Genomic DNA, 21,936 nt, shown 5'->3' with positions numbered 1-21,936 from the left:
TGGTCGGCCTCTTTTCTGAATGAGGATCACCATGCGCAACGGCCCGTTAATTACCGTCCTCTCATTATCCCTGATAGCCGCCACTTCGCTGGCGGCCCATGCACAGTATGCTTATGTCGGTACTTATAATCCCAACGGTGAGGGCGTCTACCGCTTCCAGGTTAGCCCGCACGATGGCGCACTGAGTGATAAAACGCTGGTAAGTCATCAGGCAAATGCGGCGCAGCTTACCCTTGATGCCAAAGGGAAAACGCTCTACGTTGCCAGTGAGAGCGAGAAAGGGACGGTGGCTGCCTATACCATCAATGGGGATGGCAGCCTGACAAAGCTGAATGAGGTCAGTTCGCAGGGGGCCGGACCGGTATACCTTTCTCTGACCCCGGACGGCAGGTATTTGCTGGTTGCTAACTACGTTAGTGGGAGTAAAGCGGTTCTGCCGGTGCAGGCCGATGGCCGCCTGGGAGAAGCCAGCGATACGCAGCAGGACAGTGGGCCAGCCGGTGCCAGCCACCCAGCGGCGGCGGTCGAAGGGAGTTTTGCGGCAAGCGACCATAACGGTCCGCATGCGCATATGATCGCCAGCGATCCCAGCGGAAAATTTGTCTTCTCGACCGATTTGGGGCTGGATCGCATCTATCAGTATCGCCTGAACAACGCGGGCCAGCTACAGCCTAATACGCCCGCATGGATCCCGGCATCTTCTGCGGGCGCAGGCCCACGGCATTTCGTTTTCCAACCGGACGGCAGCGCGCTGTATCTGATCAATGAAGAGGCTTCAACGTTAACTCGCTATCGGCTTAACGCGAAAACCGGCGTCCTGACTGAGGGGGCTACGGTTTCTGCATTGCCCGACGGCTATAAAGGCACCAGCTTTGCCGCCGGGCTGGTCATTGATAAAGCGGGTAAGAATCTCTACGTGGCGAACCGGCTGCACAATAGCATTGCGCATTTTGCTATTGGAACCAGTGGTGCGCTGAGCCATAAAGATGACGTCTGGACGCGAGGTGACTACACGCGCACCCTTACGCTCTCTCACGATGGTAAGACGCTTTACGCCATCAATCAGCGCAGCGATAACATCACGCGCTTCCGGGTGGATAGCAGCGGCGCGCTCTCTTTTACCCAGGACTATACGGCCGTTGGCGCACCCTCACAGCTGGTGCTCACGCCTTAGCATTTTGTAACCCGAGTCGGACGCGCTGACCGGCTCAATAAAGACGGGAGAAATCGTGAGATTTCCTAACCAACGCCTTGCTCAGCTGTATGACCTGCTCCAAAACGAGACGTTGCCTCAGGATGAACTGGCACGCCGCTTCAACGTTTCGACGCGCACCGTGCGCACCGATGTGACAGCCCTCAACGGGATGCTGGTGGATCACGGCGCGCGCTTTGTACTGAATCGCGGAGAAGGCTATCAGCTTAAGATCGACGATGCCGTCCGCTATAGCCTGCTACAGCAGCAGTCTCCTTCCCATCTGCGGGTTCCGCGTACCTCTGCCGCACGGGTACACTACCTGCTGACCCGTTTTCTCACCTCTGCTTTTTCCCTTAAGCTGGAGGACCTGGCGGACGAATGGTTTGTCAGCCGCGCCACGCTACAGAGCGATATGGCTGAGGTAAGAGAGTGGCTGGGACGCTACAAACTGTCGGTTGAAACCAAGCCGCGCTATGGAATGAAGCTGTTCGGCAGTGAAGTGGCGATTCGCACCTGTCTGACCGATTTGCTCTACCAGATTGCGCTGGAAGACAGCGATAACCCGCTGCTCAATATCGAGGCGCTGAACAGCGGTATTCTCGACCAGCTACAGCCTTTATTACAGCAGTGCTTCAGCCGCTTCCATATTCGTATGACTGACGACAGCGAGTTTTATCTGCGCCTCTACTGTGCGGTAGCGGTAAGGCGCATCAGCGAAGGTCACCCGCTCTCTGACTTTAGCGCGGAAGATGTGGATGAAGACGTACGGGATGCGGCCCGCCATATCGTCAACCTGCTGCGGCCTGTTACCGGTAAGGATATCTCGCCCTCCGAGGAGGCTTATCTGCGGGTGAACATTGCCGCAAGGCGAATTGAGGAGATTGCTCCCAGCGCCATCAGCCCGGACGATGGCGAATCGCTGGTTAACTACATTCTTAGCTATATCAATACCCAGTACAATTTCAATCTGCAAAACGATCCACAGCTTCGTGCAGACCTGCTGACGCATATCAAAACGATGATTACGCGGATGCGCTACCAGATTAATATTCCTAATCCGTTGCTGACCAATATCAAGCAGCACTACCCGCTGGCGTACGACGTGACGCTGGCGGCGGTATCAAGCTGGGGGAAATACACCCCCTATGTGATTAGCGAAAACGAAATTGGCTTTCTGGTTCTGCATATCGGCGTGGGGCTGGAACGGCATTACAACGTAGGCTATCAGCGGCATCCGCAGGTTTTGCTGGTATGCGATACGGGTAACTCCACCGTGCGGATGATCCAGGCCATGCTGATGCGGAAATATCCGCAGATCGTGGTCAGTAATATTGTTTCGCTTCGACAGTATGAGCAGCAGGGTAGCGTTGAGGAGGATTTTGTTATCTCCACAGCCCGCCTGAGCGAAAAGGACAAGCCCGTCGTGGTGATGTCGCCTTTTCCCACCGACTATCAGCTGGAGCAGATTGGCAAGCTGGTGCTGGTCGATCGCACCCGGCCTTATATGCTGGAGAAGTTTTTTGACGCCAGCCACTTCCGCATCATCGACAGACCCATGACCCAGTCCGAACTGTTCAGAACGCTCTGCGATGAGCTGGAACAGGAAGGCGTGGTGGATGCAGCGTTCTTCCCCTCGGTGGAGGAGCGTGAGGCCATCGTCAGCACCATGCTGGGCGAGGGGATCGCCCTGCCGCACGCGTTAGGACTGTTAGCCAAGAAAACGGTGGTTTACACCGTGCTGGCTCCGCAGGGAATTAGCTGGGGGGATGAAACGGCCTGCGTCATTTTTCTGCTGGCGATCAGCAAGACGGAATATGAAGAGGCGATGGCCATATACGATCTGTTTGTGACGTTTATGCGCGAAAGGGCGATGGTGCGGCTGCGGGACAGCACGGATTTTGACAGTTTCAAGGCGGTGGCAATGGACTGTTTGAGTCGGTTATAAAGCGCAGCGGCAGCGTGGCCGCCCGTGTAAAACGCTACACGGGCGGCTGTCAGGCTATTTAAGAATTGTAAAAGCCGTCGTGACGTGTTTCACGCCGCCAACGCGGCTGGCAATATCTGCTGCCGCTTTGGCTTCACTCTCTGTTACCAGACCCAGCAGGAAAACTTCGCCATTTTCGGTGGTCACCTTAACGTTAGAAGACTTCACCTGATCGCTCGACAGCAGCTGCGAACGCACTTTGGTGGTTATCCACGTATCCGAAGAGGCGGTGCCGAAGGTGGCTTTATCGCCGGTACGGATCTCATTATAGACCTCCGTTGCTCCATCTACGCCCATGGCGATCTGTTTGGCTCGGCTGGCAACGTCAGCAGTGGGTGCCTGCCCGCTGAGGAGAACCTTGCCCTGGTATGCGGTAGCGGAAATATGCGCATCGTTTTTGATCTGCTGATCTTTGGACAGCGCGTTGCTTACGCGCAACTCTAAGGTGCCGTCATCCACCTGGGTGCCCACGGTGCGGGGATCGGTTGCGGTTTTAGTTGCAACCGCTGCGCTGCCTACTACGGCGGCCACGCAGCCCTGAAGCATCAGCGCGGTAAGAATAATGGCAAGTGCAGAGAATGCCTTCATTTAAGCTCCTTTAAACGTCCTGCTGGGGAAAAAGCGTGTTATCGATTAAATCACACAGGCAATTTACGGTTAACATATGCATTTCCTGGATCCTCGCGCTTCTGTGCGAGGGAATACGAATTTCTACATCCTGTGGCCCCAGTAATCCGGCCAGCTCGCCGCCGTCATAGCCGGTAAGCGCCACTATTGTCATATCCCGCGTGACGGCGGCCTCTACGGCTTTCACAATATCACGGCCGTTGCCGCGCGTTGAAATAGCCAGCAGGATATCGCCAGTGTGGCCCAACGCCCGAACCTGCTTGGCGTAAACTTCATCGTGCAGACGATCGTTACCGATAGCCGTCAGCAGGATATTATCAGCACTGAGTGCAATCGCAGGCAGGCTTGGACGTTCGGTTTCAAAACGGTTAATCATGCTGGCGGCAAAGTGCTGGGCGTTTGCGCTTGAGGTGCCATTGCCGCAGCTCAAAATTTTGTTGCCATTTAACAGCGACTGAACGATAGCCATAGCCGCGTGGGAGATCGCATCCGGCAGCGCTTCTGCTGCAGCAATCTGTGTTTGAATACTCTCGGTAAAACAGACTTTTATTCTTTCCAGCACTTCTTTCACCTGGCTCGTATTGGCGGACAGCTACGCTGCCGTAAATGCATTGGGCAACCACTCGACCTGTGTCCCGGTCATCGCCACCACGTCAAAGCGGCAGTCAGTGGTATCGAGGCTGGCTCCATGCCCGCGTAGCCACAGCGCGGCAGTGCGCAGCAGCTTTTGCTGTTTGCTTCGCGTCACGCTTGCCGCTGCGCCGCCATACAGCGCGTTGCGACGGTAGCGTACTTCCACAAAAACCCACGTATGCGCATCCCGCATGATCAGGTCAATTTCCCCGCAGCGAAAGCGAACGTTGGCTGAAACAAACGTTAATCCTGCATTCTCCAGCAGGCGGCGGGCCTGTTGTTCAAAGCCCGCCCCTGTCTGCTGGCGACTCAGGATGCCGGAACGATTTGCCCCTGGCGATACTGGTTCCATATCAACTTCCTGTTGATCACGCAGTCCTGTGACGCGTTCAGGCTACCGGTTTCTCCTTTGATCTGGAAGCCGGGCAGCTGACGCATCTCATTAAAATGGTTAGCCAGCGTCCAGGCATCAACGCCCATGGCATACAGGCGAACCAGCGAGTAGTCATTGTTAAATGTTTTCGCTGCCTGCTGCATTAGCGCCGGATTGCTGCCTGAAAGCAGCGGCGCGTCGCTAAACTGCACACCCTCCATTTCAAGACGATAGTCCGGACCGGCACCGGCCTGGTTGCTGCGTGAGCTGGCATAGAGCTGTACCATGCTGCGGCTGCTGGTGCGCATTGAAATCATCGGCTTGATCAGCGCCATCTCCCCCTGCGTCGCGACGATATATACCGAGTCTACGCTGCCGCCGTCGGCAGAAGAGGGCGAAGTATCCTGCACCGGGGCGGGAATGGTCAGACCGGCAATGGTCACGCCCTGCGGCTGCTGCGGCTGAGTCGTAATCGGCGTACCGCTCAGGCGCAGGCCTGCTCCGCTGTTAATGCCCTGCTTCAGTTCTCCCGTTGAACCAAATTGCTGTTGCAGAACGGTGTTCCCGCCCAGCTTCTGCCATTCAGTTGCGAAGGCTTTGCTTACGCGGTCACCCAGCGAGCTGCGTGGCACCATCAATAGCGGAGCACGTTTGCCCTGGTCCCACATATGATGGGCGGCATCGCGGGCTTCGTCTTCAGGAGAAAGCGCAAAGTAACAGAGATTCGGATGGTTCTGGACAGACTCAGGTTCGTTCAGGGCGAGAATGTTCAGTGGAGTCTGCACGTTAGCTAACTGCTCTACGTTGCTTTTCAGCAGCGGACCGACCACCAGCGTTGCGCCATCCTGCTGGGCTTTTGCCAGCACCTGGTCAATGGGCTGAGAACTGGTGTCGTAAACCTGAACCTGCGTCGCGCTGGAAGGCGGAGCGGTCTGTGCGGCAAGGCTGCTCTGCTGAGCAGGCTGGCCCTGAGCAGCAGCATTGTCTGCATTTCCGGCTGGCGTCTGAACCGACGCACCCGACGGGTTGGCGGCTGGCTGATTAGCCTGAGCGGCAGAAGTACTGACAGCAGCCTGATTGGCTGGCGCTGATGTACCTGCGGCTGTCTGTACGGCAGGGGTATTGGCTGGCGCAGAGGAGGCTGACGGTGCCGCTGGCTGCGCTGAGGATTGAGCAGGTGCCTGTGACTGCGACAGTACACCATTTTTCGCGTCGTTAAAGCCGCGCTGAATGGCATTAGCGAACACCTGTGCCTGCCCGCTCAGCGGCAGGAGCAGGGCGATTTTACCGGTAGACGACTGCTGGAAATTCTGCACCTGGCTCAGGGGCGATGGTAGCATTTTAGCCGCCGGGTTATAGGGGTAGCGCTTCTGCCAGTCGCTGATACCCGCTTTGAGCATATCCGGGTTGCTGCCGTTAGTCCGGTAGACGCTCAGCAGATCCAACCACCCCTGAAGGATATTTTCGTTAGCATTGATCACCATGTTGCTGAGCTGTTCTGGCGTGAGCTGAACCAGCGCCTGCCAGGTTGCATCAATATTTTTTTGCCTGTCGGCATTTGTCAGCAGCGGCTCCTGCGCGATTAAGGCGCGCAGCAGATCCAGCGATGGATGCCCCTGGGCCGCGGCAATTTGCAGTTGGTAGTAGCGAACCTGCTGGTCTTTTGACAATGAGCCCGCGTCAATCTGCTTCAGCAGCGCGCTGGCGCCGTTGGCGTCCTGCTGGGTTATTTGCAGTTCTGCCTGAAGCAGCAGGCTCTCCTGACGCTGCTTATCGCTGAGCTTTTGCGGCAGCTGGCCAATCTGGTCCTTAGCCTGGGGCAGCTTCCCTTCTTTCAACAACGCCCTGATTGCGAGTAATTGCCAGTCAACCTTGTTATCATCTGAGCTTTGCTGCATCTGCTGAAGGTAGTAGTCGGACGTGCCCTGGGCGCTGCCCTGCACGTTTGCCGTCGGTGATTGCGGCGCCTGACCGGTACATCCGGCAAAAATCAGGGCGGCCAGCAGAACAGGCATGCAGCGTCCTGCTTTGTTATGAATGACTTTCGAAGGAAGCATACTGTATCCAGTGATGTTTTTTTCAAGATGCTCAATATTAAATCGGCAATTCGGATCTCACAATGAAACAACACGATCGGGCAGATATTTCTGCCAGCACGCTCTATATTGTTCCCACACCGATCGGTAACCTGGGTGACATTACCCAGCGTGCCCTGATGGTACTCGCGGGCGTCGATCTGATCGCAGCGGAAGATACACGTCATACCGGGCTGTTGCTACAACATTTCGCCATCAATGCGCGCCTGTTCGCATTGCACGATCATAATGAACAGCACAAAGCAGAATCGCTGCTGGCTAAGCTGCGGGAAGGGCAGAGCATTGCGCTGGTTTCCGACGCGGGTACGCCACTCATCAACGATCCGGGTTATCACCTGGTTCGCCTGTGCCGTGAAGCAGGCATTCGTGTTGTACCCCTGCCGGGTGCCTGCGCAGCCATTACAGCATTAAGCGCGGCCGGACTTCCGTCCGATCGATTCTGTTACGAGGGGTTTCTGCCCGCCAAAAGCAAAGGGCGCTGCGATACGCTTCGTGCTCTTGAGCAGGAGCCGCGCACGCTGATTTTTTACGAATCCACCCACCGCCTGCTGGAGAGTCTACAGGATATGGTGACGGTATGGGGAATGGATCGCTATGTGGTGCTGGCCCGTGAAATTACTAAAACATGGGAAAGCATTCACGGCGCGCCGGTAGGAGAACTGCTGGCGTGGGTGCGCGAGGATGAGAACCGGCGTAAGGGCGAGATGGTGCTGATCGTGGAAGGTTTTCACGCTGAAGAGGATGCGCTACCGCCTGAAGCGCTCCGCACGCTGGGCCTGCTGCAAAAAGAGCTGCCGCTGAAAAAAGCCGCGCAGCTGACCGCCGAAATTCACGGTGTTAAAAAGAATGCGCTCTATAAGTACGCACTGGATCAGCAAGAGGGGTGACAAACCGCGCCGAATGCCCTATTATCCGCGCCGAAGCTGACCAGACAGTCGCCGCTTTGTTGCCGTCCTCCTTCGGGGGAGACAGACAGAGGGGAGGAAAGTCCGGGCTCCATAGGGCAGGGTGCCAGGTAACGCCTGGGGGGCGCAAGCCCACGACCAGTGCAACAGAGAGCAAACCGCCGATGGCCCCCCCGGCAGATTTCAGGATGCAGCAATAGCCGCAGCTTGAAAGACAACGGGGATATGGGATCAGGTAAGGGTGAAAGGGTGCGGTAAGAGCGCACCGCGCGGCTGGCAACAGTTCGCGGCACGGTAAACTCCACCCGGAGCAAGGCCAAATAGGGGTTCACCAGGTACGGCCCGTACTGAACCCGGGTAGGCTGCTTGAGCCAGTGAGCGATTGCTGGCCTAGATGAATGACTGTCCACGACAGAACCCGGCTTACCGGTCAGCTTCAACTCATTCAGAAACAAGGCGCTGGTGTATTTCCGTCGCTCACATTAAATGTGAGGCTGGTGACGGGATGCATCAGCGGCTGTCTTTTACTTCCGCACATCGCTTTACGTTAGCCACTTCGACTTAAGACAGCCACCTCGACTTGCGATAGCCACTTCCGCTTACGTTAGCCACCTCGACTTGCGATAGCCACATCGGCTGGCACTCGGGGCATCACGCTTTACCCTCCAACGCTCCACACGTTCAATACGCTTTATTCACTCGGGTTTTGCTCCCCACGCTTTGGCAAAGCCATTGAGAAAGTAACGGATAGCGTAGGCGGAGACTGGAAGAGCAGTCAACGCTGTGGATGGCTGGAGCGGGGGTGATTCAGGCGTCAGTTATGACAAATGCAGGGGAGGCGATCTTTTACTCAAATTTCAGGCAAAAAAAAACCGCACAGGGCGGTTTTTTTATCACTAAATTTCAACTGCTCAGGCAGATGCCGTCATCGCTATCGTAATTTTTAGTGTGTTTCGCGAATTATAACGCGACAACGTTTACAGCTGATGGACCTTTAGCGCCGTTCTCGATAGAGAACTCAACTTTCTGGCCTTCATCTAAGGTTTTGAAATCGCTGCTCTGGATTGCAGAGAAATGTACGAATACATCTTTGCTGCCATCTTCTGGAGAGATGAAGCCGAAACCTTTATCAGCGTTAAACCATTTTACTAAACCAGTCATTTTGTTAGACATAGATATTTCCTATCATTTTTTGAGCCACTTACTGTGGCGAAGATGGTCTGCTTAGCAGAATTAAACTTATTGGGCACTTAGGAGGAGGCTCACGATGAAGGGTATCTAAGATAACACTTGAACTGAGGACTGCTTTACTAAAACTGCTTTCATAAGGTCTGTGTACCAAACCGATGACCAGATACTAGCCCCAATCGGGTTGATTAAGCAAGGGTTAATTTTTTTTATTTTTCGAGCGGGAAAGCACGTAACGGAAGGTTGCTATAAAGGTAGCTATAAAGGGAGGAAAACGATCGGGTCGCGCAACGGCCGGGTCAGGTACGCCACAATGATAAAAGCCCTGACAGAAACGGTCAGGGCTTTTAAGGTACTACAGAATCAAACTTTAACATTAATGGGCTTAATTACGTTTTTACTGCTATTGGTACTACTCTAAATGCACATGTTTATTAAAGATAATATTAGGGATTAAGAAATCCAGTGGAACCTCCCATATATTTACCGGTTAATAATAGCCTGCTAACCTTTTGAACCATGAGTCACGGCAGGTTAAACAAGTACACTCCCCTCGCGATATAGACTCTTTGATGCGTGGCTGTACTTTCATTGCAAAACAGGTAAAGATAAAACACTGTTAGCAAAGATATTTACTTGGTAAATCATAGCCTTACATCATCGCGCTTATTTACACCCGTTGCGATTGGTGATGCTCACTGCATGGCCTGAAAGCATTGTCCTGTGAATGAAAAACAAATGTCCACAGCGACTAACCCATACAACAAACTTCGTGGCCTTTATCGCAATATATTCAAAAATCCAACTTATTAACTCTTTCAACTTAACGGGCGAGAACTTCTCTCGTGCCGTTGAAATCCACTTTACGCATTATAAAATAAGAGTCAATACTGTTTTTAATGCCATGTGAATATTATCAGTATCGCGGTGATGACGATATGCCACAATATAAGGTGCGTGATTATTCACAATTGAATTTTGCAAGCGGATGACGAAGATACGCCCGCCAGACGCCAGACGCCAGACGCCAGACGCCAGACGCCAGACGCCAGACGCCAGACGCCAGACGCCAGACGCCAGACGCACGCCAGTGGGCTAACCAGTTGGTATGGCACAGTCAGTCGTCGGCATGACATCCAGCCAGCAGGCACTGTCGCCAGCATCTGTGCTGAACCCCTGGGTTTTTCATTTTTAAACGCGCTAAGATATAGCTTGATGATTTTGCTACATGCCACAGGAGACCGCAGCATGGAAAACGGACCGCTCTCAGAAGACGATCTGGAATGGCTGGATGATATCCTGCTTAAGTATGGCAATGACGCCTCTGTATTGGACGTCTCTGAACTGGACGGCATGACGACGGCCCTTCTTTCCGGCCCTGATGTCATCATGCCTTCCCAATGGATGCCAATGATATGGGGCGGTAAGGAACACCTTCCCGAGTGGGCGTCTGAACAGGAGTTCACGCGCTTTACCGAGCTAACTTTCCAGCATATGAACGACATTGGAGAGCGGCTGCGCCATGCGCCCGAGCAGTTCGATCCCCTGTTTGGCTTCAATGAAATTGAGGGGAAGGAGTATCTCGTTGTGGAGGAGTGGTGTATCGGCTATCTGCGTGGAGTCGCGCTGGGTGACTGGTCCGCACTGCCTGAAAGCCTGCAACCCGCGCTGGACGCCATTGCCCTGCACGGTGAGGACGATAATCTTTCGGTACTGGAGCAGATGACGCAGGAGGCGTATGACCACAGTCAGGCTGCCATCGGTCCCGCTGCGCTTCGTCTTTTTCAATACTGGTTTGCACAGCGAACGGACACATTACACTAACCTGTTCCGTTCCGGGCCCTGTGCCCGGTTCAGACCGGTAGATCAATGACCAGCGCCCGCAGCGGCGTGGCGGCGGTAAGCGTCACGCTCCCTTCCTGATGTATAAAGGCACCATCGCCACAAACCAGGTCTTCTCTGGCCCGCGAGCCCGTATCGGCATGCAGCGCGCCGTGAATGGACTGCAAATAGGCGCGGGGACCATTAAGCCGGACGGTGTGCGTTTCACCCGGTGCCAGATCCAGATGATGTATCCAGACCTGCTGACGAAGCTGAAGACTGCCCTCAGCGCCGTCCGGTGAGGCAAGCAGCTGCGTGCAGTCACCGTCGGAGAGGCTTAGGCGCTGAATCGGCGAAATCTCCCGGGACGGGCAGGCATCCAGCCAGAGCTGCATGCGCGTCAGCGCCGCCTCTTTACTGACGTTATGTTCGCTGTAGCTGATATGAGGCTGGGTCGCGAGCAGTAAGGCTTCCCCCGCTCGCGCGCGATGATGATTCCCCTCGCTATCACGATATTCCGCTTCACCCTGTAGGATCAGGTTTAAAACATCGACTTTCGGATAGGTTCTGGGCTGAAAAGCGGCCCCGGGCGTCAGCACCTCCTGATTAAGCACGCGTAGCGATGCGTATCCCAGCAGATCAGGATCGAAGTAGTGACCAAAAGAAAAGCTGTAGCGCGCCTGTAGCCAACCGTAATCTGCTTTGCCACAGGCTTTCGCTATGCGACGGGTAATCATGTGACTCTCCTCAACAGTCGGTCTGCTGCCCCGACAATGCTGCTATGGTAAGTTTCTGGACGCCGGATTGTTAGCCAGTTAATCTGCTTACTACATTCAAAATTCCTGACAGAGAATTGAGATGGCTAAAGATCGCGCTCTGACGCTGGAAGCGTTACGAGTCATGGATGCTATCGATCGCCGGGGCAGTTTTGCGGCGGCGGCGGATGAGCTGGGCCGGGTGCCTTCTGCGCTCAGCTACACCATGCAAAAGCTGGAGGAGGAGCTGGACGTGGTCCTGTTTGACCGCTCCGGACACCGCACAAAATTCACCAACGTTGGCCGCATGCTGCTGGAACGAGGGCGGGTCTTGCTGGAGGCGGCCGATAAGCTTACCACCGATGCAGAGGCGCTGGCGCGAGGGTGGGAAACGCATCTGACTATTGTCAATGAGGCGCTGGTTCCCTGTGAATCACTCTTTCCCCTGATCGATAAGCTCGCCGCGAAAGCGAATACCCAAATATCGCTGATAACAGAAGTGCTGGCGGGGGCCTGGGAGCGGCTGGAGCAGGGCAGGGCAGACATCGTCATCGCGCCGGATATGCACTTTCGTGCCTCGTCGGAAATTAATACCCGCAAACTGTACAGCATGATTAGCGTGATTGTTGCCAGTCCCGACCACCCTATTCATGACGAGCCTGAACCGCTCTCTGAGGTGACGCGGGTGAAGTATCGCGGTATCGCCGTGGCGGATACTGCCCGCGAGCGTCCGGTGCTCACCGTACAGCTGCTGGACAAGCAGCAGCGGCTGACCGTCAGCTCAATTGCGGATAAACACCGGGCGCTGCTGGCCGGGCTGGGCGTGGCTTCAATGCCTTATCCCCTGGTGGAAAAGGATATTGCCGAAGGACGCCTGCGGGTGGTCAGCCCGGAATATACCCGGGAGGTGGACATTATTATGGCATGGCGTCGCGACAGCATGGGCGAAGCAAAAGCCTGGTGCCTGCGGGAAATCCCTAAGCTGCTGGCGAAGCGGCAGGGATAACTGGTCTGGGGAGCTGCGCATGTTAGCGATTAACGAAAGCGCTCATCACGTCCGTGCGGTTCATCCCAGTCAAATGCCGGCCCCAGTGAAATGATCCCGCTGGGGTTGATGGTCTTGTGGCTGCAATAGTAATGATGACGAATGTGCGCCAGGTCTACCGTCTCGTCCAGGCCGGGCATCTGATAGATCTCACGCAGGAACCCATTCAGATTCAGATAGTCGCTGATGCGATACTTATCGCATTTGAAATGGGTAACATAGACGGGATCGAAGCGCACCAGGGTGGTCCACAGGCGCAGATCGGCCTCGGTCAGGCGCTCGCCCGTCAGATAACGGTGCTGCCCCAGCATCTGTTCAAGCCTCTCGAGGGAATTAAACAGAGCCGTTACGGCTTCGTCATAGGCGTCCTGCGTGGTGGCGAAGCCAGATTTATAAACGCCATTATTGACCGTGTCGTAAATCCAGCCGTTAACCTGGTTAATTTTATCCCGCAGATCCGCTGGATAATAGTCTCCCGCCCGTGCACCAGCGGCGTCAAAAGCGCTGTTTAACATCCGCAGAATATCGGCTGACTCATTGCTGACCAGGGTGTTTTGCTGTTTGTCCCACAGAACCGGGACGGTGACTCGTCCGGTGTAGGATTGATCGGCCTGGAGATAAAGCTGGTAGAGATAGTCGTGCTGGTAAAGATCATCGCCCGTGGCACCCGGAAAGGACTTATCAAAGGTCCAGCCGTTCTCCAGCATCAGAGGGTGAACAACAGAGACGGAAATCAGCGACTCCAGGCCTTTCAGCTTACGCATAATCAGGGTGCGGTGCGCCCAGGGGCAGGCAAGGGAAACATAGAGATGATAGCGGCCCGCTTCGGCGCGAAATCCTCCCTTCCCGGTTGGCCCGGCGTCACCGCTGGCGGTCACCCAGTTGCGAAAGGCAGACTCAGAGCGGCGAAAACGACCGCCTGTGGATGCCGTGTCATACCAGTTATCGTGCCAGACGCCATCTATCAGTTGGCCCATCGTGTCATCCCCCTTGCTGTAAATGCCTAAGAGTATAGCGCCTTACTGCGTGTCGGATCGTTATCTGCCCCTGCACTCGGGCGTCAGAGGCAGACAACGTTTTTACCACTTTTTGTTGAGCAGACGATCGAGGCTGTACGCGCCCGGACCGGTAATAAACAGCAGCAGATAGCCGCCGGATATAGACAGGTTTTTCATAAAGTTGATAGAACTGCCCGCCACTGACGCATCGCTATGGAAAATCAGCGCGGTAATAATCGCGAAGATGGCGGTAATGATTGCGGTAAAACGGGTCAGGAAACCAAACAGAATGGCCAGGCCACCCCCGAACTCCAGAAGGATAGTGAGCGGCAGCAGAAAGCCGGGTACGTGCATATGTTCCATATATTGCTGCGTGGCGGAGTAGCCGTTAATTTTGCCCCAGCCCGCCACGATAAACAGCACTGGCATCAGGATCCGTGCCAGCAGAAAGCCAAAGTCTTCTAATTTTTTCATCAATCACCCCAACAGGAATTATCTCAACGAACACCGGTTCGCCGCATTAAGTTCAGGCCTGTCAGGAGATTAGCCCTGACCCACCTTTGTCACTGAAGATAATATTCGCCAGGCGAAACTATTGTAAGCGAGATAAATTGTCGGAGTTTATCAGTAAAATTGAATGTGACGCAGGCCCAGTGATTACTGGGCCACAGACGTCAAAACGGCAGGATGAATCAGGTTGAAAGCGCAGACTCAGCGATTAGGAAGATAATTGCGTACGACGCGCCAGGTGCTCCATAAGCCCAGGCCGCGCTTTGCCCAGCGGGTAATGCGGCGGGGATGGCGTACGGACCAGATGGCCATCAGGCCACTGCCGACTACGGCAAAGCGACGCAGGCTGACCAGCTTAAGCCAGCCACGGTCGTAGCGAGCGGTGGCTTCCAGAAACAGCTTTTTTTCAGCGCTTAAATCGAGCCGCTGTTGCTGTACCAGACGCAGCAGCTCCGCTTTATGTTCGGCACGTTCCCGGCTGCTGCTCATTTTTCTTCCTCCAGCAGCTTACGATCGGATTTCAGCTCTTTACGAGTGGCATTCAGCAGTGTCGAGCGGCGTGATTTGGCCAGCGTCCACAGGCCGAAAATAACCGCCAGTCCAAATAGCACGCCAGTGGTGATCGCCACAGCCATCAGTCGATACTGCGGGCTCACCGCCCAGATAATGAGGATCATCAGGCTCATCAGGCCAAATGCGGTAAAAAGCATGGTCAGGCCGGTCATCAGGAGCATTTGAATGAGATTCGCTTTCTCTTCTTCAAGCTCGACGACCGCCAGCCGGACGCGCGTTTCTACGAGGCCTACCAGCGTGGTGACCAGACGCTGGCCAATGTTAATGACCCCTTTGCCGGGGCCCTGGCTTTGCTGAAGATTCGCCATCTTAACGACGCGTCAGCAGGACACCGAGTACCACACCAATTGCGGCACCGATACCCACGCTGGTCCATGGATTTTCACGCACGTAAACGTCGGCCTGGTCGGCTACTTCACGTGAGGTTTGTGCAATACGCTCGCCGGAGTCGCCAAGACGTGCACGCGTATCTTTTAGCGCGCTCTGCGCTTTGCTGCGAAGCTTATCCAGTTCGGATTTTGATTTTTCGCCAGTGTGGCTCAGGACTTCTTCCAGCGTATCCGCCAGGGTTTTCAGTTCCGCACGCAGATGCTCAGATGTGGTGTCTTTAGACATAACAAACTCCTTTAAATTTTGTTGTGAGAGTCATGCAGCGCTTAATAGCGAGCCGCCTGAACTTCCTTTAATTCGCGCTTTGCTTCTGCCAGTTTCTGTTCACGCCGGGTGATTTTTTTACGGTCATCGCCATCCGCCTTTTCCTTATCCAGCTCTTTCTGCCGCTCTTCCACTTTCTGCTGATGTTCTTTGATCTTCTCCTGATGGAGCGATTTCAGTTTCTCATCCGTGCAGCCAGCGCGGGCTTCAGTCAGAGCCCGTTCCAGTCCGTTAACGCGACGTTGATTGTCATGCTGGCGGGCCAGATCGATCTCATGCTGAATGGCCTGCTCTTTTTGCTGGCAAAGGGAAGCAGCCGCATGGGAGAAAGTGGTCAGAGTTAACAGGCTTAAGCCGAGAATCGTGCGGTATTTCATATCAGATTTTCCTTTCTAATTTTGGGGCCGCAGGAACGACACCCATGATCCTGTCATGGCTATCCGGGTTAGTCTGGCTTACTAAGCATAGTCAGAAATCCTGAAAAGCTCAAAAAGAGAGAATATTCTTAGAGATAGCCTGCAAAAATTGCCGGAGACAGGGCGTAAATGTTAGCCAACGGCCTGTTTATTCTGGCTGAGGCGGTGCATCCACTCAATCGTGCCTGGCACGTCTGGTCGGCCAATACTGAAACCATAGGGTAACAGCTCATGAAGCACCTTTTCCGCAGCGTTGCTCTGCTCAACGGAGTCAAACTTTATCAATAACGCGTTGTTATCCGGGGTAATACTTTTGATATGTATGCCCTCCGCATTGAGCCGTTGATAAACGTAGAAACCATCGGGCAGCGAGATGCCCTGGCGTGAAGCGCGAATTTGCAGCGCACTTTCGCTGTGAAACAGCGTGGGCAGAAAAAAGATCGCCACCAGCGCAGCCGCGCCCAGTAATAGTATCGAAAATATCCGCGTAGTAGCGCAGGACCTGAGAAATTTGCGCATCCGGATTATCCCTTATTAGCATCAGAGCTATTTTTTTTCCGCCACAGTACGTACAGCGATCCCGCCAGTCCGAAAACCAGCAGCACCAGGGGCAGCAGCATCAGACAGAACATCAGCTGATCTTCGTATTTGAGAAAAAGTGGCGTTTTGCCGAGCGCGAAGCCCATAACGGTGAGGATTAAGACCCATAGCAGCCCGCTCATCCAGTTAAATAACTGAAAGCGCGCATTGCTCAGGCCGGACAGGCCGGCAATGGTGGGCAGCAGCGTACGGACAAAGGCAATAAAGCGACCCACCAGCAGCGCGGAAAGACCGTGGCGATGAAACAGGCTGTGCGCGCGCTGATGGTACTGAGCGGGAAGATGCGACAGCCACTTTTGTACGGTCGCCGTATTGCCCAGCCACCGGCCCTGAATATAGCTTACCCAGCACCCCAGACTGGCGGCAGTGGTCAGAATAAACAGCGTCATGGGGAAGGTCATGGTGCCCTTGGCGATCAGCACCCCGACCAGAATCAGCAGGCTGTCGCCCGGCAGGAATGCCGCGGGGAGCAGACCATTTTCGAGGAATAAAATCATAAACAGCACGGCGTAAATCGCCCATACCAGCGTCGGATCGGCCAGGGAATCATAATCCTGCTGCCAGAGAGCCTGTATCAGTGCTTTAAAAATATCCATAAGGTATTCCTGAACATCATTGTTAGCCGTGTTCGGGCGGTGTCCGTCACAACGAGTTTATTATTATAATATTGAGTGCAGAACTGCGCTGAACAAAGGCGTTAATCTCCGAAATCTGGCAAGGGGATGAGGTATTGCGTTCCTGCCTGACGGTAAGAAAATGCCGCTAAATGTAACAAAATCCCGACAGGTGAGACAGCAGAAACTCTCTGCCAGAATGTTTTACAGGGGTGGGCGGTGAGCGGAAAGGCGCTTTACACAGACTGACACTTAAGAAGAGTCTCTTACGTGGCTGCTGCTACGTTGACGCGAAAGAGGTGAAGCGGTCGGGACAGATACCCGACCGCGCTGGCGAGATTAAAGGCTCTTTTGCTGTTCCCGACGATCTTCTGCCATACAGGCGGCGGCGGTAAACAGAATATCGGCGGAGGAGTTCAGCGCCGTTTCGGCAGAATCCTGTAGCACGCCAATAATGAAGCCAACGGCCACCACCTGCATGGCGACATCATTAGGAATACCGAACATATTGCAGGCCACCGGGATCAGCAGCAGAGACCCCCCCGCCACGCCAGATGCGCCACAGGCACAAATCGACGCGACCAGGCTAAGCAGAATGGCCGTTCCGCTATCAACGTGGATCCCCAGCGTATGGACCGCTGCCAGCGTCAGCACGGTAATGGTGATGGAGGCGCCAGCCATGCTGATATTCGCCCCTATGGGAATAGAAACGGAATAGGTGTCCTCATCCAGCTGTAGCCTTTTCGCCAGGGCCATATTCACCGGAATATTGGCCGCCGAGCTGCGGGTGAAGAATGCGGTCACCCCGCTTTCGCGCAGGCAGGTAAATACCAGAGGATAAGGATTGCGCCGGATTTTCCACCATACCAGGAGCGGATTAAACACCAGCGCCATCAGTACCATACAGCCCAACAGCAGCGCCAGCAGGTGGGCATAATCCCACAGTGCGGCAAAGCCGGTCGAGGCAAGGATTGAGGCCACCAGGCCAAAAATCCCCAGCGGCGCAAAACGGATAACGATACGTACCAGCCCGGTAACCGCTTCTGACGCATCGTTAAGAAAGGCGCGCGTGGTATCGCTGCTGTGGCGAAAGGCAAAGCCCAGACCGATGGCCCAGACCAGAATGCCGATATAGTTAGCGTGCATAAGTGCATCAATGGGATTAGCCACCATGCTCATCAGCAGGCTGTGCAGCACGGCAAGAATGCCGGAAGGCGGGGCGATGGTCTGTCCCTGGTCAGCCAGCGTGAGCGTCTGTGGAAACAGATGGCTAAAGACGACCGCCACGACGGCGGCGAAGAAAGTGCTCAGCAGATAAAGCACAATAATGGGGCGGATATTGGTTTTTTGCCCCTGCTGATGGTTCGCAATCGAGGCGATCACCAGCACCATCACCAGGATGGGGGCGACGGCCTTGAGTGCGCTAACGAACAGCTCGCCAAACAGACCCACGGCCAGCGCATTCTCCTTCGAAAACCACGCCAGCGCCATTCCAGCGAACAGGCCAATCATAATCTGTGTAACCAGGCTTCCCTGCATCAGGCGCTGGAGTAACCCCGCGCGTTCTTTTCCCATATTCATATTCAACAACCAGCTTAGTAGTGTGATCCTGATGCGCGTCAGCGTCGTCTGCGCTGAACATAGCGGCATTCTCGTGTTTGCGCTGAGGAGTATAAGGAAATGTCATGGCAGGGGAAGTGAAAAGTGATCCTGCCACGCCGGGTGATTATCCAGCTTTGCGACGGTTGCGCTGGTTAACCCAGGCGTTGATCAGCAGCGTCACCGCCAGAATCCCGCCAACCGTCGCCAGCGAGGCCGCCACCGGAATGTGGTAGAAATCGACGATCAGCATTTTGATACCGATAAATATCAGCACCACCGCCAGGCCATACTTCAGCATGGAAAAGCGCTCCGCCACGCTTGCGAGCAGGAAATACATAGCGCGGAGGCCCAGAATGGCGAAAAGGTTGGAGGTCAGCACGATAAAGGGGTCGGTGGTGACCGCGAAAATGGCCGGAATGCTGTCTGCGGCGAAGATCACATCGCTAATCTCAACCATGATTAATGCCAGCAGCAGCGGTGTGGCAAACAGTAATCCATTGCGACGAATAAAGAACTTCTCGCCCTCCAGCCCCTCCGTCATGCGCAGGTGGCCACGCAGCCAGCGAATCAGCGGCTTGTCTCCCGCCGGTTTTTCGTCCTCTCCCCCCGGAATAGCCATCTTAACCCCGGTAAACAGCAGGAAGACGCCGAAGAGATAAAGCACCCAGCTAAACTCGGTCACCAGCCAGCTTCCGGCGAAAATCAGCAGGGTGCGCAGGACGATCGCGCCAAGCACCCCGTAAATCAACACTCGCCGCTGCAATGCGGGGGGAATGGCGAAATAGCTGAAAAGCATCAGCCAGACGAAGACGTTATCCACGGCCAGCGCTTTTTCCAGCACGTAGCCGGTGAGAAAAGCCAGGGTCTGGCGATGTGCCACCTCAGGTCCTGCGGTGGCCTGCAGGTAGGCCCAAAGCGCAGCGCTGAATAACAGCGATACGGTCACCCAGATAAGTGACCAGACGGCTGCCTGTTTGAAGGTCATGGTTTGTGCGCCGCGTCGGCCCTGGAGGAACAGGTCGATGGCAAGCATAATCAATACGATGGCGGCAAAGCAGCCCCAGAGAAGCGGTGTACCCGTGGTGTGCATAGCGCGGTATCCTGTACAAAATAAAATGGCCAACGTTGGACGACGTCAGCCACAGTATTTTTGCTGTATGCAAACCTCGCCTTACGGCAAGGTCTCACTTACAACACAGGATGGGATCCTGGATGCCCGGTAACCGGGTGCTTACGCACCGTATTGACGATTAGCCGGCAATGAAGTTACTCCCCTTTGCTGAGGCAGACGATAAGGAAGCGCGACCGAAAGGTCAATACTCTTCAGTCATATTTAGACATATTTACAGAGCCAACGGCGGCGCTGGCAGGCGCAGCGATCCGATGAGAGTTTGATTTTTGCCGCCACCTCTCCCACGATAAGGGCTGAAAGCGGAGCCGGGGATAAACGAGACTCATGACGACGGGCAGCAGACATGCACTTAAGACGGGCAACAGACACGCTCTGAACTGGACCAGTATTCTGGTCGCCATCCCGGTGGGTTTTGCCGCCACGCTGGTGACGCTGGGCTTCAGGCTGGTCATTGAAATCATTAACTCGCTGCTGTTTGGCAGTAAACAGGATGTCACCCAGGCGATTGCCGTGTATCCGGCTTACTTCTGGCCGCTGATTGTGGGCGGCGGCGGCCTGATAGCCGGGTTCTTCCTGCGCTACGCCACGGCCATTGAGAAAAAAGAAACGGTGCGCACCGATTACCTGGAAGTGATCAATGCCAGGCTGGATGCCGTACCCACGAAAACGTCGCTGTTCCGCGCGCTCTCCTCGATAGCCAGCATCGGCAGCGGCGCCTCCATCGGTAAAGAGGGGCCGATGGTCCAGCTCTCGGCGCTTATTGGCAGCCTGATGGGGCGCTTCTGCTTTCCGCGTCTGGCGTTAAGAAACAGTGACGTTGTGGCGATGGCCGCCGCCGCTGGCCTCTCTTCGGTTTATCATGCGCCGCTGGCGTCGGCTATTTTCGTGGCGGAGATCGCGTTTGGCATCTCGGCGCTACAGCGGCTTATCCCGCTGATCATCTCCTCAGGCGTGGCGGTACTCACGCTCTGGGCGCTGGGCTATCGCTCCGCCATCTATCCTTTCTCCCACGCTCAGTTTGACCTGACGCCGGGGAATATGCTGCTGACCGTCGCGGTAGGCTTGCTGGCCGGGCTGGTGGGCGGCGGGATGATCTGGCTCATCCAGCAGAGTCGACAGCGCTTCAGTCGTGTGACAAGCCTGCCGCTGCGGCTGGGGCTGGGCGGGCTGATTGTTGGGGCGATGGCGATAGCCACCCCGGCCATTCTCGGTAATGGCTATGAAGTGATTGTGGCGATCATGGCCGGTGGCTTTATGATCAAGGGGCTGGTGATTTTGCTGGTGCTGAAGATGCTCGCAACTGCCATATCGGTCGGGTCTAACGCCGTGGGCGGTCTGTTTACCCCGTCGCTGTTAACGGGCGCGGTGCTTGGCGTGCTGGTGGCGATGCTGGCGCGTCTGGCGGGTTTTCCGGTCAGCGATCCGGTGGTCTTTGCCGCCGTCGGCATGGGGGCGGTGCTGGCCTCAGTGAGTCAGGCTCCTCTGATGGCGATGCTGATGGTGCTGGAGATGACCCTCAACAGCAGCCTGCTGTTCCCGACGATGATCGCCTGTGTGCTGGCGACCATGACGGCTTACCGGCTACAGGTTAATAGCACCTATCCGGTGGTTAAGAACCACTTCAGCCGTTCGGATGCGAAGTTCGATTTCGACAACGGGATTATCTCGCAGTTTATCGTCTCCGGCGCGGCGCTAAAGCCTGGAGATTCGGTGGGCAAAGCGCTGGCAGTCAGCACGCTAAAGCGTGAGCGATTTGTCTATGTTATCAATGACAGCGGGCAATTTATGGGGGCCGTCTCTATTCACGATATTTCCCATAAGGTTCTGGATAAAGAGATCACGCTGGAGTCACCGGTTAGCTGCGTAGTGGATGCCAGCTTTCCTACCGTTTATGAAAACCAGACCATTACCCAGGGATGGGAGGCGTTTGCCAGAGTGACGCTGGAACGGCTGCCGGTGCTGAATAATCCACAGGAACGGAAATACCTCGGTGCGCTGACCAAAACCAGCCTGATCCAGAAGGCTGAGGCGTTTCTTTAGGCCTGCTGATAACCGGCGGGCAGGGGATCGCTGTGGGCTGTCACAGGGAATTTGGCTCCTTTTTATTGCTTAAACAATCAACAGGGTTCTCGCACATCCGTGAAACAGGCTAAACTTTGCTGAAAAGAATGATCGCGCTCTCTTTCGGGAGGTGAATTTTTATCGTTACTTCATA

22 protein-coding genes and 1 other RNA gene are annotated in these 21,936 nt (G+C 55.0%); 7 read left to right on the top strand and 16 right to left on the bottom strand.

All coding sequences use genetic code 11. From position 1 onward, the window contains the following. Window positions 1-31: 31 nt before the first annotated feature. Complete coding sequence (locus A1830_RS07670) at window positions 32-1,174, top strand: lactonase family protein (RefSeq protein WP_067704053.1); 1,143 nt, start codon at window positions 32-34, stop codon at window positions 1,172-1,174. A gap of 55 nt (window positions 1,175-1,229) precedes the next feature. Next, entirely contained in the window at window positions 1,230-3,140 is a 1,911-nt protein-coding gene (locus tag A1830_RS07665) for a BglG family transcription antiterminator (RefSeq protein ID WP_067704049.1), read from the top strand. A 54-nt stretch (window positions 3,141-3,194) separates the two neighbouring features. Here A1830_RS07665 and dolP read toward each other — a convergent pair whose 3' ends face one another. Genes dolP through A1830_RS07645 form a run of 4 tightly spaced genes read right to left on the bottom strand, consistent with a single transcriptional unit; the run spans window position 3,195 to window position 6,869 of the window. Further along, window positions 3,195-3,767, bottom strand: coding sequence for a division/outer membrane stress-associated lipid-binding lipoprotein (dolP, locus tag A1830_RS07660; RefSeq protein ID WP_067704046.1), 573 nt, complete (start codon window positions 3,765-3,767; stop codon window positions 3,195-3,197). 10 nt (window positions 3,768-3,777) lie between these two features. Continuing rightward, entirely contained in the window at window positions 3,778-4,368 is a 591-nt protein-coding gene (gene diaA, locus A1830_RS07655; RefSeq protein ID WP_067704043.1) for a DnaA initiator-associating protein DiaA, read from the bottom strand. A 30-nt stretch (window positions 4,369-4,398) separates the two neighbouring features. Next, complete coding sequence (locus A1830_RS07650; RefSeq protein WP_067704041.1) at window positions 4,399-4,791, bottom strand: YraN family protein; 393 nt, start codon at window positions 4,789-4,791, stop codon at window positions 4,399-4,401. Beyond that, window positions 4,749-6,869 carry a penicillin-binding protein activator gene (locus A1830_RS07645; RefSeq protein WP_067704038.1) on the bottom strand — a complete coding sequence of 707 codons (2,121 nt, stop codon included), beginning with the start codon at window positions 6,867-6,869 and terminating at the stop codon, window positions 4,749-4,751. Before A1830_RS07645 ends, A1830_RS07650 begins: the two co-directional genes overlap by 43 nt. Window positions 6,870-6,931: 62 nt before the next feature. On the opposite strand from A1830_RS07645, the gene rsmI reads away from it, so the two are divergent. Continuing rightward, window positions 6,932-7,795 carry a 16S rRNA (cytidine(1402)-2'-O)-methyltransferase gene (gene rsmI, locus A1830_RS07640; RefSeq protein WP_067704036.1) on the top strand — a complete coding sequence of 288 codons (864 nt, stop codon included), beginning with the start codon at window positions 6,932-6,934 and terminating at the stop codon, window positions 7,793-7,795. Window positions 7,796-7,827: 32 nt separating this feature from the next. After that, window positions 7,828-8,255: RNase P RNA component class A (rnpB, locus tag A1830_RS07635), an RNA gene on the top strand. 518 nt (window positions 8,256-8,773) lie between these two features. Here the strand turns inward: rnpB and cspA are convergent. Continuing rightward, window positions 8,774-8,986 (bottom strand): transcription antiterminator/RNA stability regulator CspE, encoded by a 213-nt coding sequence (gene cspA / locus A1830_RS07630; RefSeq protein ID WP_067704033.1) that lies wholly within the window; start codon window positions 8,984-8,986, stop codon window positions 8,774-8,776. 1,263 nt (window positions 8,987-10,249) lie between these two features. Between cspA and A1830_RS07615 the strand changes: the two genes are divergently transcribed. Then, window positions 10,250-10,825, top strand: coding sequence for a YecA/YgfB family protein (locus A1830_RS07615; protein ID WP_067704026.1), 576 nt, complete (start codon window positions 10,250-10,252; stop codon window positions 10,823-10,825). 29 nt (window positions 10,826-10,854) lie between these two features. On the opposite strand, the gene A1830_RS07610 is transcribed toward A1830_RS07615, so the two are convergent. Beyond that, entirely contained in the window at window positions 10,855-11,559 is a 705-nt protein-coding gene (locus A1830_RS07610) for a pirin family protein (RefSeq protein WP_067704024.1), read from the bottom strand. A 121-nt stretch (window positions 11,560-11,680) separates the two neighbouring features. Between A1830_RS07610 and A1830_RS07605 the strand changes: the two genes are divergently transcribed. Continuing rightward, entirely contained in the window at window positions 11,681-12,583 is a 903-nt protein-coding gene (locus A1830_RS07605; RefSeq protein ID WP_067704021.1) for a LysR family transcriptional regulator, read from the top strand. Between the two features lie 29 nt (window positions 12,584-12,612). Here the strand turns inward: A1830_RS07605 and A1830_RS07600 are convergent, their stop codons facing one another. The 10 genes from A1830_RS07600 to A1830_RS07555 form a co-directional block, all read right to left on the bottom strand. Then, the gene (locus A1830_RS07600) at window positions 12,613-13,599 is read right to left on the bottom strand and encodes a glutathione S-transferase family protein (protein ID WP_067704018.1); all 987 of its coding nucleotides are present in this window, start codon (window positions 13,597-13,599) and stop codon (window positions 12,613-12,615) included. Window positions 13,600-13,701: 102 nt separating this feature from the next. Further along, on the bottom strand, window positions 13,702-14,094 hold the full coding sequence (locus A1830_RS07595; RefSeq protein ID WP_067704015.1) for a DoxX family protein: 393 nt from the start codon (window positions 14,092-14,094) through the stop codon (window positions 13,702-13,704). A gap of 237 nt (window positions 14,095-14,331) precedes the next feature. Next, the gene (locus tag A1830_RS07590; protein WP_067704012.1) at window positions 14,332-14,619 is read right to left on the bottom strand and encodes a YqjK-like family protein; all 288 of its coding nucleotides are present in this window, start codon (window positions 14,617-14,619) and stop codon (window positions 14,332-14,334) included. Next, on the bottom strand, window positions 14,616-15,011 hold the full coding sequence (locus A1830_RS07585) for a phage holin family protein (RefSeq protein WP_067704009.1): 396 nt from the start codon (window positions 15,009-15,011) through the stop codon (window positions 14,616-14,618). Before A1830_RS07585 ends, A1830_RS07590 begins: the two co-directional genes overlap by 4 nt. A 1-nt stretch (window position 15,012) precedes the next feature. Continuing rightward, window positions 15,013-15,318, bottom strand: a complete 306-nt coding sequence (locus A1830_RS07580; RefSeq protein WP_067704006.1) for an ElaB/YgaM/YqjD family protein — start codon at window positions 15,316-15,318, stop codon at window positions 15,013-15,015. Window positions 15,319-15,359: 41 nt separating this feature from the next. Further along, a complete protein-coding gene (locus A1830_RS07575) occupies window positions 15,360-15,734 on the bottom strand; it encodes a DUF1090 domain-containing protein (RefSeq protein ID WP_067704003.1) in 375 nt (124 codons plus the stop codon). A gap of 171 nt (window positions 15,735-15,905) precedes the next feature. Beyond that, complete coding sequence (gene mzrA, locus A1830_RS07570; RefSeq protein ID WP_067704000.1) at window positions 15,906-16,292, bottom strand: EnvZ/OmpR regulon moderator MzrA; 387 nt, start codon at window positions 16,290-16,292, stop codon at window positions 15,906-15,908. A gap of 5 nt (window positions 16,293-16,297) precedes the next feature. After that, window positions 16,298-16,969, bottom strand: coding sequence for a DedA family protein (locus A1830_RS07565; RefSeq protein WP_067703999.1), 672 nt, complete (start codon window positions 16,967-16,969; stop codon window positions 16,298-16,300). Between the two features lie 357 nt (window positions 16,970-17,326). After that, window positions 17,327-18,562 carry a serine/threonine transporter SstT gene (gene sstT / locus A1830_RS07560; RefSeq protein ID WP_067704639.1) on the bottom strand — a complete coding sequence of 412 codons (1,236 nt, stop codon included), beginning with the start codon at window positions 18,560-18,562 and terminating at the stop codon, window positions 17,327-17,329. A 151-nt stretch (window positions 18,563-18,713) separates the two neighbouring features. After that, window positions 18,714-19,679, bottom strand: a complete 966-nt coding sequence (locus A1830_RS07555; protein WP_067703995.1) for a TerC family protein — start codon at window positions 19,677-19,679, stop codon at window positions 18,714-18,716. Window positions 19,680-20,045: 366 nt separating this feature from the next. Here A1830_RS07555 and A1830_RS07550 point away from each other — a divergent pair, with 366 nt between their 5' ends. Beyond that, window positions 20,046-21,761 carry a chloride channel protein gene (locus tag A1830_RS07550; RefSeq protein WP_067703992.1) on the top strand — a complete coding sequence of 572 codons (1,716 nt, stop codon included), beginning with the start codon at window positions 20,046-20,048 and terminating at the stop codon, window positions 21,759-21,761. Window positions 21,762-21,936 lie beyond the last annotated feature (175 nt).

Source organism: Erwinia sp. ErVv1, from assembly GCF_900068895.1.
Taxonomy (GTDB): Bacteria; Pseudomonadota; Gammaproteobacteria; order Enterobacterales; family Enterobacteriaceae; genus Erwinia.
The sequence above is the reverse complement of the archived record's forward strand: the minus strand, read 5'-3'. Positions and strand labels throughout refer to the sequence as shown.

Excerpts from the sequence above, each read along its gene's own strand:
- A1830_RS07670 (WP_067704053.1), top strand. The coding sequence starts at position 32 with ATGCGCAACGGCCCGTTAATTACCGTCCTCTCATTATCCCTGATAGCC.
- dolP (WP_067704046.1), bottom strand. The coding sequence starts at position 3,767 with ATGAAGGCATTCTCTGCACTTGCCATTATTCTTACCGCGCTGATGCTT.
- A1830_RS07650 (WP_067704041.1), bottom strand. The coding sequence starts at position 4,791 with ATGGAACCAGTATCGCCAGGGGCAAATCGTTCCGGCATCCTGAGTCGC.
- A1830_RS07645 (WP_067704038.1), bottom strand. The coding sequence starts at position 6,869 with ATGCTTCCTTCGAAAGTCATTCATAACAAAGCAGGACGCTGCATGCCT.
- rsmI (WP_067704036.1), top strand. The coding sequence starts at position 6,932 with ATGAAACAACACGATCGGGCAGATATTTCTGCCAGCACGCTCTATATT.
- cspA (WP_067704033.1), bottom strand. The coding sequence starts at position 8,986 with ATGTCTAACAAAATGACTGGTTTAGTAAAATGGTTTAACGCTGATAAA.
- A1830_RS07615 (WP_067704026.1), top strand. The coding sequence starts at position 10,250 with ATGGAAAACGGACCGCTCTCAGAAGACGATCTGGAATGGCTGGATGAT.
- A1830_RS07610 (WP_067704024.1), bottom strand. The coding sequence starts at position 11,559 with ATGATTACCCGTCGCATAGCGAAAGCCTGTGGCAAAGCAGATTACGGT.
- A1830_RS07605 (WP_067704021.1), top strand. The coding sequence starts at position 11,681 with ATGGCTAAAGATCGCGCTCTGACGCTGGAAGCGTTACGAGTCATGGAT.
- A1830_RS07600 (WP_067704018.1), bottom strand. The coding sequence starts at position 13,599 with ATGGGCCAACTGATAGATGGCGTCTGGCACGATAACTGGTATGACACG.
- A1830_RS07595 (WP_067704015.1), bottom strand. The coding sequence starts at position 14,094 with ATGAAAAAATTAGAAGACTTTGGCTTTCTGCTGGCACGGATCCTGATG.
- A1830_RS07590 (WP_067704012.1), bottom strand. The coding sequence starts at position 14,619 with ATGAGCAGCAGCCGGGAACGTGCCGAACATAAAGCGGAGCTGCTGCGT.
- A1830_RS07585 (WP_067704009.1), bottom strand. The coding sequence starts at position 15,011 with ATGGCGAATCTTCAGCAAAGCCAGGGCCCCGGCAAAGGGGTCATTAAC.
- A1830_RS07580 (WP_067704006.1), bottom strand. The coding sequence starts at position 15,318 with ATGTCTAAAGACACCACATCTGAGCATCTGCGTGCGGAACTGAAAACC.
- A1830_RS07575 (WP_067704003.1), bottom strand. The coding sequence starts at position 15,734 with ATGAAATACCGCACGATTCTCGGCTTAAGCCTGTTAACTCTGACCACT.
- mzrA (WP_067704000.1), bottom strand. The coding sequence starts at position 16,292 with ATGCGCAAATTTCTCAGGTCCTGCGCTACTACGCGGATATTTTCGATA.
- A1830_RS07565 (WP_067703999.1), bottom strand. The coding sequence starts at position 16,969 with ATGGATATTTTTAAAGCACTGATACAGGCTCTCTGGCAGCAGGATTAT.
- sstT (WP_067704639.1), bottom strand. The coding sequence starts at position 18,562 with ATGGGAAAAGAACGCGCGGGGTTACTCCAGCGCCTGATGCAGGGAAGC.
- A1830_RS07555 (WP_067703995.1), bottom strand. The coding sequence starts at position 19,679 with ATGCACACCACGGGTACACCGCTTCTCTGGGGCTGCTTTGCCGCCATC.
- A1830_RS07550 (WP_067703992.1), top strand. The coding sequence starts at position 20,046 with ATGACGACGGGCAGCAGACATGCACTTAAGACGGGCAACAGACACGCT.